This is a genomic window from Nonomuraea sp. NPDC049269 (assembly GCF_043197155.1).
Classification (GTDB): domain Bacteria; phylum Actinomycetota; class Actinomycetes; order Streptosporangiales; family Streptosporangiaceae; genus Nonomuraea.
This window is the reverse complement of record NZ_JBICSO010000002.1, coordinates 943,677-956,953: the sequence shown is the minus strand read 5'-3', so window position 1 is coordinate 956,953 and position 13,277 is coordinate 943,677. Positions and strand designations below refer to the sequence as shown.

Below are 13,277 nucleotides of genomic sequence, written 5' to 3'. Positions count from 1 at the left end.
GCCTCCCGCTACTCGTCCACGGTCAACTTGTTGAGGGCGGCCTGGCGGTCGGCGCCGGTGGGCAGTGGGCGTCGATCGCGCGCAACCAGGTCAGCTTGTCGATCGCGGTCTTCACCGAGGTCGCCGAAGCACCCCGGGCCAGCGTGACCAGCCACTCCAGCCGGGTCATCCCCAACCCCGCATCCACCAGCAGCATCCGCCCCAGATCGGAGCGAACCTCCACCGTCAGCAGGTGCGCCACCAGTTGCGACGTCAGATCAGATGCCGCCTTACGCGCGGTGCCGACCATCTTGGCCAACACCAGCGCGCCGGGCCGGATCACCTTGGCCGCCATCAGATACTCGCGCGCCAGATTGAACAGCAGCGTCGGCGAGTCGTGCTCCATTGCCCGATCCAGCAGGAACCGCTCCAGCTCCTTCATCACCTGGCCCTCCGCGACAACGACCGCGACCACGTCGTCGTTCCACATCCTTGGAACCGGAACGCCTTGCCGAGGTCCGTCATCTCAGCCAGGAAACCGGACATCGGTGGACGACTGCCGTTCCGGAAGTCGTTCCACAACAGCCGTTCCGTAAATAGAGTACGGAGATGAATTTCGGTACTCTGCCGGGCATGGGCAGCGGTATCGATCATCCCCAGCAAGGTCTGGAACTTGGCTACGCCAGGGTCTCCACCACCAAGCAGTCCCTCGAACGGCAACTCGACGCGTTGGCCGCCATCGGCATCGGCGACGAACGGACCTACGTCGACAAGAAGACGAGCACCACCGTCGATCGCGATGGTCTGAACCAGCTGCTCGCCTACGCCCGGCCCGGCGACACCATCGTGGTGCACACCCTGGACCGGATCGGCCGCAACCTGCGCGAGGTCCTCAACCTTGTCCACGACCTGTCCGAGCGCGGCATCGGGGTGCGATCCCTGGCCGACCCCCTCCCGATCAACACCGCCGACGAGGGCATGGCCAGAATCGCCTTCCTCCTCTTGGCGTTGTTCGCCGAGATGGAACGCACCTTCACCACCGAACGCGCCGCCCACGCCCGCACCGTCGCCGAGGCCAACAACCGCCGCGTCGGCCGACCCCAGGCCCATCCAAACGACAAGATCGAATACGCGCGACTCCTCAAGGCTCAAGGCCACTCCCTCGGCGTCATCGCCACCAAGACCGGCATCCCCAAGACCTCGCTGCACCGCTACCTCGCCGGCACACCTGAACCCGGCCCGGCCAAATAGCGCCGAAGGCTCCGGCCATTCACCGGGGTCTGGTGCATTTGCTGGGGAGTGGTCACGGTCGGTGATCTCGGCTCAGTTCAGCAGTGCCATCTTTCTGAGTAGGTCGTAGTTGGCGCGGCCGAACATGAGCCGTTTCAAGAATTTGATCTTGCATACTTTGCCCTCGACAGCGCCTGAGCTGTAAGGGAGCGTGAGTCCGTTCAGGACGGCGGCGTGGTCGCGTTCGAGGCCGTTGGCGAAGGAATGCAGGTGGGGCAGGTCGTCAGCTCGGACGGCGTCGATCCAGGCGTCGAGGCGGTGGCCTTGGCGTTCGGTCATCATCTCCGCGAAGGTCTTGATGTGGCCGTGTAAGGCGTCGAGGTGCGGGCAGGCTGCCAGGACCTCCTTGAGTTTCAGCCGCGTCGTGGCTCGCGGAGTCGATTGCCCGCGACTTCGCCGAACCGTTCAATGACGGTTACTTCGAGGTCTCGCCGCAAGATGAGGCAGAGATCGCGGTGAGCACCATCGGAGAAAAGGAGGAACCGTGCATGTGGTCGCCGCCCGTATGGGTGAAGGGCAGGAAGGCCGGCATCTGGGAGCGCCATCACATGTCCGATGGCTGATGGGTTGGCTTGGTAAGCGAGCATGGGCCCAGTTCAAGAGGAGCGCCTCCACCACGATCTGAGCTAAGGCGATCAAAAAGCCCAGGTCTCAGGTTTCGCATCCGACCTGGACTATCACGCTAAGAGCGGGTGACGGGAATCGAACCCGCGCTGTCAGCTTGGGAAGTCTTTCAAGATCATGTCCTCTGAGCAGGGGAAACGCCGACCTGGGCATATGCCGGTCGAGTGACCGTGAGTTCCCGTGACTCCCCGCTGATCGCTGTGAGAACGGGCACGCAACGGGCACGGACCCCTATGGCCATTCGATGCGAACAAGGTAGACCTCGTGCTGCCGGTCCAGGACCACATAGGTGGCGAGACCACGTTCTCCGAACGGGTGCGTAAGCATGTTCGCCCTTGGGTCCTTGGAGTTGTACGGGTCTCCACTCCAAGGAGCGGTCTCCAGCAGCGCGAACAGATCCGCGAGCGGATGCAGTGCATGATCAGGTAGGGCAGCGATCTGTTCCTCGGCTACGGGATCGATGATGAGCTTGAACACCTAGACATCGATCCCACGAGCAGCAAGGATCTCCCGCCATGGCCTCCCCTGAGGAACGGGTTCGCCGGCCAGAGCCTGCTGGGCGCGGACGTGCATCTGACGGCGCCCCTCGGGATCCTTTGCGGTGTCACACGCGGAGATCCACCAGCGGTGCACGAAAGCGTTCAGCGCTCCAAGATCCAGGCTCACCCTGACCTCGTCGAGCACAGCCTTGAGCCCGGCGTCGAAAGCCTCGCGATCTTCCGGGACGACCAGCGCGGCGCGGATGCCTCGCAGGTTCTTCTCAGGCAGAGGCGCGCCGACGGAGATGAAGTCCTGCGGTTGTGCGGTCATGCCCGCTCCCTTCCTTGTCTTCAAGAGACTACAGAGGAAGGGTGACATCCCTCACGCACACACGAGAGCCGGGCCTGCCACAGTACGAAATGGAGCGGGTGACGGGAATCGAACCCGCGCTGTCAGCTTGGGAAGCTGATGTTCTGCCATTGAACTACACCCGCATCGGCCGCAACCGCGACCACCACTCTAGCGGAAACTCGGCCCACATCAGCCAGCCGTGCCCCCAAGTTTCCCACCGGCACGCGGTAGGTTGCTCTGCGTGCTGCTATCTGACCGCGACATCCTGGCCGAGATCGACTCGGGGCGACTCGCCCTTGATCCGTTCGATCGGGACATGATTCAACCGTCCAGCATCGACGTCCGGCTCGATCGGTTCTTCCGGGTGTTCGAGAATCATCGGTATCCGCACATCGATCCGGCCGTAGAGCAGCCGGATCTGACGCGGATGGTGGAGCCCGAGGGGGATGATCCGTTCATTCTGCATCCCGGGGAGTTCGTGCTGGCCTCGTCGTACGAGGTGATCAGCTTGCCTGATCATCTGGCGTCGCGGTTGGAGGGGAAGAGTTCGCTGGGGCGGCTTGGGTTGTTGACTCACTCGACTGCGGGGTTCATCGATCCGGGGTTCAGTGGGCATGTGACGTTGGAGCTGTCCAATGTGGCCACGTTGCCGATCAAGCTGTGGCCGGGGATGAAGATCGGGCAGTTGTGTGTGTTCCGGTTGAGTTCTCCGGCTGAGCATCCGTATGGGTCGCCGAAGTACGGGTCGCGGTATCAGGGGCAGCGTGGGCCGACGCCGTCTCGATCTTTTCGGAACTTTCATCGGACCAAGATCTGACGCCCATGGTTGAGGGCTCGGCCGGAGTGGGTGGCCTGTGAAGGCGGTTGCTCACGCTTGTTGCCGGTGAAAGGTCCCTGCCCGAGACGCGATCTTGTGCGTGTCTGCTTCCCGTAATGCGCCTCCTGGACGACGATGTCCCGAGAACAGCCGTCCAAGAGCTGTTTCCTACAAGACGCCCTCCAGGAATACCTGGGCCGCTCCTCGGGGTGCCTGAGGCCGACTGGCGGGCCTGGGGTCGGCTGGCGGGGCTGGGGTCACCACTGACGGGGCTGGGGTCGACTTGCGAGGCTGGAGTCGCCACTGACGGGGCTGGAACTGCATCGGACGGCTTGGGAGCTGCTCCCGACGCTGGAGGCACCCGCAAGGAGCAATCTGCAGGCACCCACCGTGGGCCCGCCAGGAGGAGCTCTGAAGAAGGGCCAGCCCGCACACAACCGGCCCGCACACAACCGCTCCGCTCCCCCACCCAGCCCTGCCCAAAAGCCCACCCCACCCCCAAAGACACGCCCAACACGCACCCCCGGCCTAGCGGTGGTCCGGAAATGTCACCAAGATGGACTGGACATGCCACGACCGAAACCCCCGGTCAAGCCTCCCCCCACCTCGCCGCGCGAAAAAGGGCGATCAAACTACCGGCAGGCCCGGTGTCGCATACCAAACGGAGGGTAGCCACTAGGAGAAGGGGACATGAAGTTCGCATTTCACCTGGTAACCCGTACTCTCTACCACGGACCATCCCCGCACATCTGGAGAACGACGTGCGCCTGCGTCTCACGCCACGTGAGGACAGCTACTACGACCTGTTCGCCGACTCCGCGAACAACCTGGTCACGGCATCCCGCCTTCTGGTCGAGATCATCAGCGACGGATCGGACAGGGAAACCCTGGCCGAAAAGATGCGCGCTTGCGAGCATGCCGGGGACGAACGCACCCATGCGATCATGAACCGGCTCAATGAGAGCTTCATCACCCCGTTCGACCGCGAGGACATCTACCGCCTCGCATCGAACCTCGACGACGTGATGGACGCCATGGAAGCGGCGTCCGACCTCATCGTTCTGTACCAGATCGACCACCTCCCCAAGGACGTCGTCCGCCAGGTGGAAGTCCTCGAGCGGGCCGCGGAGCTTACCGCCGAGGCCATGCCGCGGCTGCGGTCGATGAAGAACCTCAACGAGTACTGGATCGAGGTCAACCGGCTGGAGAACCAGGGCGACCAGGTCTACAGGAGGCTGCTGGCCAAGCTGTTCAGCGGCGAGTACGACGCGCTCACGGTCATGAAGATGAAGGAGGTCGTCGACGCACTGGAGGAGGCGGCCGACGCCTTCGAGCACGTCGCCAACACGGTCGAGTCGATCGCGGTCAAGGAAAGCTAAGCTCTGTGGACCTTTCGCTCGCCCTCGTCATCGGCGTGGTCGTCATCGCACTGGCCTTCGACTACACCAACGGGTTCCACGACGCGGCGAACGCCATCGCGACCTCGGTCTCGACCCGCGCGCTCACTCCAAGAGCCGCGCTGTTCATGGCCGCCGCGATGAACTTCATCGGCGCCCACCTGGGCACCCAGGTCGCCGCGACCGTCGGCAAGGGCATCATCGACGCGCCGGACGGCTCGCACGGCCTGGTCATCGTGGCCTCGGCGCTCATCGGCGCCATCTGCTGGAACCTGATCACCTGGTACTTCGGCCTGCCCTCTTCCTCCAGCCACGCCCTCATCGGCGGTCTGGTCGGCGCGGCACTCGCGTCGGCCAGCGCCGTGCACTGGGACGGCGTGCTGGAGAAGGTGGTCCTCCCGATGGTGCTGTCACCGCTGCTCGGGTTCACGCTCGCCGGCGCGATCATGATCGCAATCTATTGGATCTTCCGCAACAGCCAGCCGGGCAAGACCAACCGCGGCTTCCGTTACGCGCAGACCGTCTCGGCCGCGGCGATGGCGCTCGGCCACGGGCTGCAGGACGCGCAGAAGACGATGGGCGTCATCTTCCTGTCCCTCGTCGTCGGCGGGTACATCAACCCGGGGGCGGAGATCCCGCAGTGGGTCATCCTCGCGTCGGCGGGGGCGATTTCGCTCGGTACGTACTCCGGCGGCTGGCGCATCATGCGTACGCTGGGCCGCCGGATCATCGCGCTCGACCCGCCACAGGGCTTCGCCGCCGAGTCCGCGGCGGCAGTGGTCCTGTACACGGCGGCGATCGGGTTCGGGGCGCCCATCTCCACCACGCACACGATCACCTCGGCGATCATGGGGGTCGGCGCCACCAAGCGGCTCTCGGCCGTGCGCTGGGGTGTCGCGGGCAACATCGTGACCGGGTGGATCCTTACGATTCCGGCTGCGGCTCTGGTGGCTGCGGTGTCCTATTTCGCTCTGCATTGGGTGGTTGAGTAGCGGCATACATCACGTCGACGTCCCAGCGGTCGAAGCCCAGGGACTCGTACAGGCGGATCGCCGCCGTGTTGGCCTCGTCCACGTAGAGCATCGCCTGGGCGAGGCCACGCGCGCGTAGATGGTCCAGGCCCGCCAGTGTGAGCGCCTTGCCCAGGCCGGTGCCCTGCTGTGAGGGGTCGACGCCGACGACGTACACCTCGCCGATCGGTTCGTGGCCGTGCTCGGACGAGCCGTGGATCTTGGTCCAGTGGAAGCCGGCGAGCCGCTCGCCGCGGAAGGCCAGGAAGAAGCCCTCCGGGTCGAACCAGGGCTCCTGCTCGCGCTGGCGCAGGTCGTTCGCCGTCCAGGCGCCCTGTTCTGGGTGGTGGGCGAAGGCCGCGGCGTTGACCTTGAGCCACGCCTCCTCGTCCTGACCTGGTACGAAGGCGCGTAGCCGTACTCCGTCGGGCAGGTCGAAAGCGGGCAGCGGCGTGGACAGCGACCGCCGCATCTGCCAGAGCGAGCGCACGCGCTCGAACCCCGCCGACGCCGCCAGCGCGCCCGCGCCCTCATGATCGCCGTGCGCCCACAGGCGCAGGCTGCCACCCGACTTCTCGAGTACGGCCCGTAGCAGCCGCGTGCCGTGTCCCTGCCGGCGGTGGGCGGGATGGATGGCCAGTTCGCCGCTGGGGCCCTCGACCTCGTCGGTGGGGTCTATGTGGGCATAGCCCACCAACGTCTCGTCGTCGTACAACAGCAGGGAACGGGCCTGCGGATCGCCGCCGTAGCGCAGGTGGAGCATGACATGCTCGTTGAGCGGGCGGACGCCGTCGGCCTTCGTCGCCGCTTCCACCACGCCGAGCACCTGGGTGATTTCGCGGTCATCAAGTCGTTGTCTGATCTCCACGTGCGCAGTCACAGCACGAACTCTAGGCGTACGCCTGGCAAATACCGCCATGTGGTCGGCCGATGAATCGTTACCTTTGCGACATTGGCTGCATGGCTTCCGGCCGTAACGTCTAAGGCCATGACCCCACGTTCCCTCCTCCGGCTCGTCCTGGCCGGAGCCGTCGCCGCGGGCGGGTTCGCCGCGGCGGCCGCCCCCGCGGACGCGAGCAAGGCTCCGAAGACCGTTCCGGTCCGGCTGCTCGCGCTCAACGACTTCCACGGCAACCTCGAACCCCCCACCGGCTCCTCCGGCCGGATGGTCGACGAGACGGGCGCCACCGTCGAGGCGGGCGGCGCCGCGTACGTCGCCACGCACATGAAGGCCCTCACCGACAAGAACACGATCGCGGTGGCCCAGGGCGACCTGATCGGCGCGAGCCCGCTGATCTCGGCGGCCTACCATGACGAGCCGTCCGTCGAGTTCATGGGCAAGCTCGGGCTCAAGGTGGCCGCGGTCGGCAACCACGAGTTCGACGAGGGTTACACGGAGCTACGCCGGATCATGAAGGGCGGCTGCCACCCGGTGGACGGGTGCTCGCCCGCCGGTCCGTGGAAGGGCGCCCAGTACGACTACGTGGGTGCGAACGTCCTGTTCAAGAACCCGAACGAGAAGACCGACGCGCTCGCGGCGCTGGGCGCGCAGCAGGCGCAGGCCAGGAAGCTGATGAGCGACTGGGGCGTGCCCGCCCTGCCGCCGGTCAGCGTCAAGTGGATGAACGGCGTGCCGATCGGCTTCATCGGCCTGGTCACCCAGACCACCCCGAACATCGTCACGGCCGAGGGCATCAAGGACCTCAAGTTCGTGGACGAGGTCAAGGCCGCGAACCTGGCGTCCAAGCTGCTCAAGCTGGTGGGCGTCAAGGCCCAGGTCGTGCTCGTGCACGAGGGCGACCAGGTGACCGCGGGCCAGTCGCCTGACGCGTGCAGCGCCGTCCCGGGCGCGGGCAACCGCATCGCCACGCAGGTCGACCCCGAGATCGACGTGATTCTCAGCGGCCACTCGCACCAGGCGTACCTGTGCAAGGTCAAGGACCCCGCCGGCCAGGACCGCGTGTACTCGCAGGGCGGCTCGTTCGGCCGCGTCATCACGCAGGTCGACCTCAACGTGAACGTCAAGACGCGGGACATCGACCGCGCCTCGGTGGTAGCGGACAACCACGTCGTGACCCGCACAGTCACCCCAGATCCCGAAATTTCGGCGTTCGTGCAGACTTGGAAGGATCGGGTCGCCCCGGTCGCCAACAAGGCCGTCGGCCGGATCACCGCGGACATCCCCAACACCGCCGCCCCCAGCGGCGAGTCGCCGCTCGGCGATCTCATCGCCGACGGCCAGCTGGCCGCCACCAAGACGGGCGGCAACGCGCAGATCGCTCTGATGAACCCGGGTGGCGTCCGGGCCTCGCTCACTTACGCCGGCTCCTCGGCCGGTGAGGGCGACGGCGTGGTCACCTATGGCGAGGCGTTCACCGTGCAGCCGTTCAACAACCTGATGCAGGTCGTGACGCTGACCGGTGCGCAGCTCAAGACGGTCCTGGAGCAGCAGTTCACCGGTGGGCCGAACGCCCAGCCGTTCACCAAGATCCTCCAGCCGTCGGCGAACTTCACCTACACCTACAGCAGCGGCGCGGCGTGGGGATCCAAGGTCTCGAACATGAAGATCGACGGCGTCGCGGTGACGGACACGCAGACGATCCGGGTCGCGGCGAACAACTTCCTGGTCGGCGGCGGTGACGCCTTCCTGGGCTTCAAGGACGGTACGGACCTCTGGAGCGGGCCGCTGGACATCGACGCCTTCGTCGACCAGCTGGGCCGCGACAACCCGATCGCTCCGCCCACGACGAACCGCATCACCGTCACTCCCTAGCGAAACAACCTGAAGGGCCTGCTCGCATAGCGAGCCGACTGGGTTTCCGTATTCTCTGGGGTTGCGGGGAATGCGGAAACCCAGGACCGCAGGCAAGAGGAACGCCCACGCGGTTGGCACGAAGCCGAGCGAGATCAGGCCGGTCCGGTAGCTGTGACCGCTGCTGGTCGGCGCCGACCTGGCGCCCCCACCAGGCCCCGGCGAGCCATGTGAACGATAGATGGCGGATGTGAGTGATAGCTGGAGCCGCCGGCTTGTGAGATCACATTGAAGATGCGACTCCCAGCTACAGCGCGGGTGTACGTCTGAGGTCAGCCCTGCCCAGCGTCCTCGCCGACGCGTACGGAAGGACCGGGTTTGATCTCCTTGACGGGCAGCATCAGGAGGATCGAGAGGATCAGGAGACCACCCAATATCACCGCCACACTGATCTTGTCGATGATCGGGAAGACGTGCAGGTGCATCATGTGCCACACGAAGTGGATCGCATTGTAGATCGACCATGCGCCCCCCGTCACCGCCATGGACGCCCGGGTCGGCCGGCGCAGCGCCCACATGCTCAGCACCAGCAGCGCCAGGTTGAGCGCCCCCACGTCGACGGCCAGATGCTCGTTGTACGGGCCGAGCGCCGCCACCCAGTGGAGCCCCGGCGCCGGGAAGTCGGTGTAGTACGACCACGGGAACGCCGCCGCCCACACCCCCTGGTACGCCGCCGCCACCGCCAGCACCCCGGCCATCCAGCGCTTGGCCGCCACGGTCATCGCGACGCCGCCCACTGCTCGAAGGTGATCTTCCCGCTGCGGAAGGCGCCGGTCGGCAGTACGCCACCGTTCGCCATCGCCTTGCCGACGGGCACCGTCAGCACCAGTTTGCCTTTGGCCAGGCGGCGCATCATCGATGCCATCGTCAGCACCTCGGGGCCGGCCAGCTCGGTCGCCCGGCCCTGGGCGGGGCCTTCGGCCAGGCGTACGAGCTCGGCGGCGACCTCGGAGGCGGCGACCGGCCGGCTCACCATCACCGGCGCCACCTTTACCGGCCCCGGCACCTTGTCGAGCATCTGCGCCGCGAACTCGTGGAACTGCGTCACCCGCAGGAGCGTCACCGGGATCGGGCCGGCCAGCGCCAGCTCCTCCTGGCGGCGCTTGCCGATGTAGTAGCCCGAGTCGACCCGGTCGACCCCGACGATCGACAGGAGCACGTGGTGGCGTACGCCCGCCCGCTCCTCCGCCGCCAGCAGGTTGCGTGTCTCGGTCTCGAAGAACGCCACCGACTTCTTGCGGCTGAGCGTCGTCACGTTCGCCACGTCGATCACGACGTCCACACCGCGCAGCGCGTCGTCGAGACCGGCCCCGGTTATCAGGTCGACGCCGCCCGACCGGGACATCACCACGACCTCGTGGCCCTGCTTCCGCGCCCGCTCAACCACCAGCTTGCCGACCCAGCCGGTTCCCCCGGCCACCGCCATCCTCATTGCGTTCCTTCCTTTCTCGTCATTGCGTTCCGCCCTTTCTCGTCGAATCGGTAAATAGGACAAGGACGAGGGGCTGAATGTGACAGCCGATCGCACCCGCTCGACAGTTCGGGTCGCTTGGCTCGTCAGCGGTCCAACGAGTCCCAGAACTCGGTGAGTACCTGGGCACCCCGGCCGGGGTCCTGGGTCATCCACCAGTGGCCGAGCCCGTCGAGGGTCGCGGTCCCGGCGCCGGCCAGCCGCGCCGTGCGGCACCGCTGTTCGTTGGTCCCGACCAAGAGGTCCTCGGTGGCGAGAAGGGCGAGGCCCGGCCGCTGCGCCGCGCGTTCGAGGTTCCGGCCCAGCTCGGCCATCACCGGTTGGGCGGCTGATCGGTAGAGCGCGTGTGCGGCCCGCCCCATCGCCTCGTCCTGGCCTACAGCGACCCGCTTCGCCGTCGGCTCGCTCATGCCGAACTTCACGAGCATCGCGACCCGCATCGCGAGGTCCGGGCCGAGCGGGACGGCGGGGTCCGGTCCCATGCTCTCCTGCGCCTGCTGACTCAGGGCGAACTCGTGCCACACGTAGTCCGGGTCGAACAGGCCGATCACATCGCTGACCCAGCTGCGCACGAGGTCCGGGCGGGCCATCACCGCGTTGAGGGTGTGCACGCCGCCCCAGTCGTGCCCGACCAGGTCGACGGGCTCGGCGAAACGCTCCAATTCGCCGATGAGCCAGTCCCGGTAATCACCGACGGTCGCACCGAACCCTGTCGGCAAGGGCGCCCCGAAACCGGGCGGGGACAGGCGGATCGGGCCGGGTCGAGCGGGAGCGATACGTTCGAGCTCGACGAGCAGCGGCTCCCAGACCTCCGGCGTCTCAGGGAAGCCGTGGACGAAAACGGTTGGCATGGCGGGAACTCCGTTCATATTGATCAAGCTGACCAGATGACCAATCTGGTCAGCGAGTATAGTCACCGCCATGAAGACGAACACCACCCCGCGACAGCGGGCTCTTGTAGTCGGACTCGGCGTCAGCGGAACCGCCTCCGCGCTACGGCTGCACAAGGCGGGCTGGGACATTGTCGTCCTGGAGAAAGCAGCCGAACGCCGCCGCGGCGGGTACTTTCTCACCCTCTTCGGCACCGGGATCACCGCGGCAAAGCGCCTGGGCATCGAGGTGCCGAACCGCTTCTCGACGGACATCGCCTACTACAACGTCGATCGCGCGGGCCGGCGGCGGCGCGGCATGGGCTTCGCCGAGGCCGTGGCCGGCGAGTCACGCCCGGTCGTGCGCGGCGACGTCGAGCAGGCCGCGTTCGACGCCCTGCCCGAGGACGTGGAGATCCGGTACTCCTCCGTTCCGGTCGCGCTACGCCAGGACGCGGAGAGCGTGCAGGTTGACATCGAGGACCGGACCACGGGGACGGTGACCACCGAACGGTTCGACCTCGTGGTCGGGGCCGACGGCCTGCGATCGACCGTGCGCCGGCTGGCGTTCGGGCCCGATGAGGGCCGCATTCACCGTCTCGGCTACATGGTCGCGGCGTGCGCCCTGCCCGGCCCGGTCCCCGGTTTCCGGGGCACGGACGGAATCATCATGTCCGAGCTGGGCCGGTCGGCATGGGTGTTCGCCTTCGCAGACCGGCCACCGACGGTGCTGTTCAACTACCGGACCGACGATGTGGACGGCGAGTTCACCCGGCCCGCCATCGACTCGCTGCGGGCGGTGTTCGGTCCGGAGCCCACGGGTGCGACGCTCGGCTGGCTGCTCGACCAGTTCGAGCAGGCGCCAGACTACCTGTTCGACACCGCCGAGCAGGTGCGGCTCGACACGTGGCACCAGGGCAGGGTGGTGCTCGTCGGCGACTCGGCGTGGTGCCTGACCCTCTACTCCGGGATGGGGGCCTCCAGCGGCCTGGCCGGGGCCGACATGCTGGGCACGATGCTGGAGCGGTATCCCGGAGACGTGCCGCGGGCGCTGCGGGCCTGGGAGGAGAAACTCCGCCCCTTCATCGAGTTCCACCAGGGCTCCGGCATGGCCATGCGCAAGCTTTTCGTCCCGGCCGACCGCACCGAGTACGGGATCCGGTTCGTCTTCGACCACGTGGTGGGGACGACGCTCGGCAGAACACTCCTCTCGGAGGCCGAGCACCGCAGCAAGGCTTCCCGGATGAAGACGGTCGACATCGCCCTGACGTGACCCGGCCACGGGCCCGCCGCGCTGTAGGGTTCACCTCCGTGAACCCACGTGACATCATGCCGCCGAAGAGCGAACGGGAGGAACCACGACGGTGAGCCGGCTGATCGAACACGACTCCGTCAAGGCGGCCAGAATCCTCGACAGCGCGCGCGAGCTGGTCCTCGAACACGGCATCCGCAAGGTGACCATCGCCGAGATCGCCGCGGCCGCGGGCGTGGGCAAGGGCACGGTCTACCTGTACTGGGAGACCAAGGAAGACCTGCTCGTGGGGCTGGCCGCGCGCGAGGTACTGGTCTGGATCGAGACCATCAACAACCAGATCGCCCAGGACCCGCAGTCCATCCTGCCCCGCCGTCTCGCTCCGCTGCTTATCCGCACGATACTGGGCAACCCGTGGCTGCGGTTGCTCATGAGCGACGACAGCGCCCTGCGGCAGCTGCTCCACCGCCCCGCCGACCAGGAGCGCTTCGCCGAGGCCACCGCGAGCGCGATGGGCAACGCGGTCGTAACGATCCTGCGCGACCGCGGGATCGTGCGCGACGATCTCCCGCTATCCAGGCAGATGTACGCCCTGCACGCCGTGCTGGTCGGGTTCAGCACCGTCATGAACGACGCCGATGTCGCAGGCCCGCTCAGCATCGACGATCCCGAAATCGCCCTCGCCGACACCGTCCACCTGCTGCTCGAACGGCCTCGCGACCCCGCCGCGCCCGATGTCGCCAAGGCCGCGGAAGCGGTGCGGGCCCGGTTCACCGAGATTCACGACAACCTCCTGGGACTCGTTGCGGCGGGCGCCGCCGGCACCAGATGACCCGCGTTCTCAAGGCCGTGCCGTTCGGCCGACGCGGCGTAGGCCAGGCCGCATGCCGACCAAGGTGACCGAAGCGCAGGTTGCCAGGAGCTT

Annotated in this window: 15 protein-coding genes and 1 tRNA gene; 7 read left to right on the top strand and 9 right to left on the bottom strand. The window is 66.8% G+C overall.

The annotated features are described in order from the left end of the window. Positions 1–22 precede the first annotated feature (22 nt). On the bottom strand, positions 23–469 hold the full coding sequence (locus ACGFNP_RS14370) for a DUF4158 domain-containing protein (protein WP_393318449.1): 447 nt from the start codon (positions 467–469) through the stop codon (positions 23–25). 119 nt (positions 470–588) lie between these two features. Between ACGFNP_RS14370 and ACGFNP_RS14365 the strand changes: the two genes are divergently transcribed. Beyond that, positions 589–1,230, top strand: a complete 642-nt coding sequence (locus ACGFNP_RS14365) for a recombinase family protein (protein WP_393318446.1) — start codon at positions 589–591, stop codon at positions 1,228–1,230. Positions 1,231–1,302: 72 nt separating this feature from the next. Here the strand turns inward: ACGFNP_RS14365 and ACGFNP_RS14360 are convergent, their stop codons facing one another. From ACGFNP_RS14360 to ACGFNP_RS14345, 4 genes are all read right to left on the bottom strand, one after another. After that, positions 1,303–1,626, bottom strand: coding sequence for a transposase (locus tag ACGFNP_RS14360; RefSeq protein WP_358337809.1), 324 nt, complete (start codon positions 1,624–1,626; stop codon positions 1,303–1,305). 498 nt (positions 1,627–2,124) lie between these two features. Continuing rightward, positions 2,125–2,370, bottom strand: a complete 246-nt coding sequence (locus ACGFNP_RS14355; RefSeq protein ID WP_393318443.1) for a hypothetical protein — start codon at positions 2,368–2,370, stop codon at positions 2,125–2,127. Beyond that, positions 2,371–2,703, bottom strand: a complete 333-nt coding sequence (locus ACGFNP_RS14350) for a DUF6247 family protein (protein ID WP_214644045.1) — start codon at positions 2,701–2,703, stop codon at positions 2,371–2,373. A 90-nt stretch (positions 2,704–2,793) separates the two neighbouring features. After that, a tRNA-Gly gene (locus tag ACGFNP_RS14345) sits at positions 2,794–2,867 on the bottom strand. 98 nt (positions 2,868–2,965) lie between these two features. On the opposite strand from ACGFNP_RS14345, the gene dcd reads away from it, so the two are divergent. The 3 genes from dcd (at position 2,966) to ACGFNP_RS14330 (ending at position 5,930) form a co-directional block, all read left to right on the top strand. Further along, positions 2,966–3,541, top strand: coding sequence for a dCTP deaminase (gene dcd, locus ACGFNP_RS14340; RefSeq protein ID WP_358337382.1), 576 nt, complete (start codon positions 2,966–2,968; stop codon positions 3,539–3,541). Positions 3,542–4,302: 761 nt separating this feature from the next. Then, positions 4,303–4,920 (top strand): DUF47 domain-containing protein, encoded by a 618-nt coding sequence (locus ACGFNP_RS14335; protein WP_132627671.1) that lies wholly within the window; start codon positions 4,303–4,305, stop codon positions 4,918–4,920. A gap of 5 nt (positions 4,921–4,925) precedes the next feature. Then, positions 4,926–5,930, top strand: a complete 1,005-nt coding sequence (locus ACGFNP_RS14330; RefSeq protein WP_358337385.1) for an inorganic phosphate transporter — start codon at positions 4,926–4,928, stop codon at positions 5,928–5,930. Here ACGFNP_RS14330 and mshD read toward each other — a convergent pair. After that, complete coding sequence (mshD, locus tag ACGFNP_RS14325) at positions 5,863–6,828, bottom strand: mycothiol synthase (protein ID WP_393318437.1); 966 nt, start codon at positions 6,826–6,828, stop codon at positions 5,863–5,865. The two genes, ACGFNP_RS14330 and mshD, sit on opposite strands and share 68 nt — an antisense overlap. Positions 6,829–6,936: 108 nt before the next feature. On the opposite strand from mshD, the gene ACGFNP_RS14320 reads away from it, so the two are divergent. Beyond that, the gene (locus tag ACGFNP_RS14320) at positions 6,937–8,721 is read left to right on the top strand and encodes a bifunctional metallophosphatase/5'-nucleotidase (RefSeq protein WP_393318434.1); all 1,785 of its coding nucleotides are present in this window, start codon (positions 6,937–6,939) and stop codon (positions 8,719–8,721) included. Positions 8,722–9,032: 311 nt separating this feature from the next. On the opposite strand, the gene ACGFNP_RS14315 is transcribed toward ACGFNP_RS14320, so the two are convergent. The 3 genes from ACGFNP_RS14315 to ACGFNP_RS14305 form a co-directional block, all read right to left on the bottom strand. After that, positions 9,033–9,497, bottom strand: coding sequence for a hypothetical protein (locus ACGFNP_RS14315; RefSeq protein ID WP_393318431.1), 465 nt, complete (start codon positions 9,495–9,497; stop codon positions 9,033–9,035). Beyond that, on the bottom strand, positions 9,479–10,192 hold the full coding sequence (locus ACGFNP_RS14310) for an NAD-dependent epimerase/dehydratase family protein (RefSeq protein ID WP_358337396.1): 714 nt from the start codon (positions 10,190–10,192) through the stop codon (positions 9,479–9,481). The genes ACGFNP_RS14315 and ACGFNP_RS14310 overlap by 19 nt, the downstream gene beginning before the upstream one ends. Before the next feature lie 125 nt (positions 10,193–10,317). Further along, positions 10,318–11,082 (bottom strand): alpha/beta hydrolase, encoded by a 765-nt coding sequence (locus tag ACGFNP_RS14305; RefSeq protein ID WP_358337399.1) that lies wholly within the window; start codon positions 11,080–11,082, stop codon positions 10,318–10,320. A 70-nt stretch (positions 11,083–11,152) separates the two neighbouring features. Here ACGFNP_RS14305 and ACGFNP_RS14300 point away from each other — a divergent pair, with 70 nt between their 5' ends. Both ACGFNP_RS14300 and ACGFNP_RS14295 read left to right on the top strand, forming a co-directional pair. Next, positions 11,153–12,373 (top strand): FAD-dependent monooxygenase, encoded by a 1,221-nt coding sequence (locus tag ACGFNP_RS14300; RefSeq protein ID WP_393318428.1) that lies wholly within the window; start codon positions 11,153–11,155, stop codon positions 12,371–12,373. A 91-nt stretch (positions 12,374–12,464) separates the two neighbouring features. Beyond that, entirely contained in the window at positions 12,465–13,184 is a 720-nt protein-coding gene (locus ACGFNP_RS14295; RefSeq protein WP_358337405.1) for a helix-turn-helix domain-containing protein, read from the top strand. The last annotated feature ends 93 nt before the right edge of the window (positions 13,185–13,277 follow it).

Bases quoted from the DNA above. Each gene is read 5' to 3' on its own strand.
- ACGFNP_RS14310 (WP_358337396.1), bottom strand. From the start codon at position 10,192: ATGAGGATGGCGGTGGCCGGGGGAACCGGCTGGGTCGGCAAGCTGGTG.
- ACGFNP_RS14320 (WP_393318434.1), top strand. From the start codon at position 6,937: ATGACCCCACGTTCCCTCCTCCGGCTCGTCCTGGCCGGAGCCGTCGCC.
- ACGFNP_RS14300 (WP_393318428.1), top strand. From the start codon at position 11,153: ATGAAGACGAACACCACCCCGCGACAGCGGGCTCTTGTAGTCGGACTC.
- ACGFNP_RS14350 (WP_214644045.1), bottom strand. From the start codon at position 2,703: ATGACCGCACAACCGCAGGACTTCATCTCCGTCGGCGCGCCTCTGCCT.
- ACGFNP_RS14365 (WP_393318446.1), top strand. From the start codon at position 589: ATGAATTTCGGTACTCTGCCGGGCATGGGCAGCGGTATCGATCATCCC.
- ACGFNP_RS14305 (WP_358337399.1), bottom strand. From the start codon at position 11,082: ATGCCAACCGTTTTCGTCCACGGCTTCCCTGAGACGCCGGAGGTCTGG.
- ACGFNP_RS14370 (WP_393318449.1), bottom strand. From the start codon at position 469: ATGTGGAACGACGACGTGGTCGCGGTCGTTGTCGCGGAGGGCCAGGTG.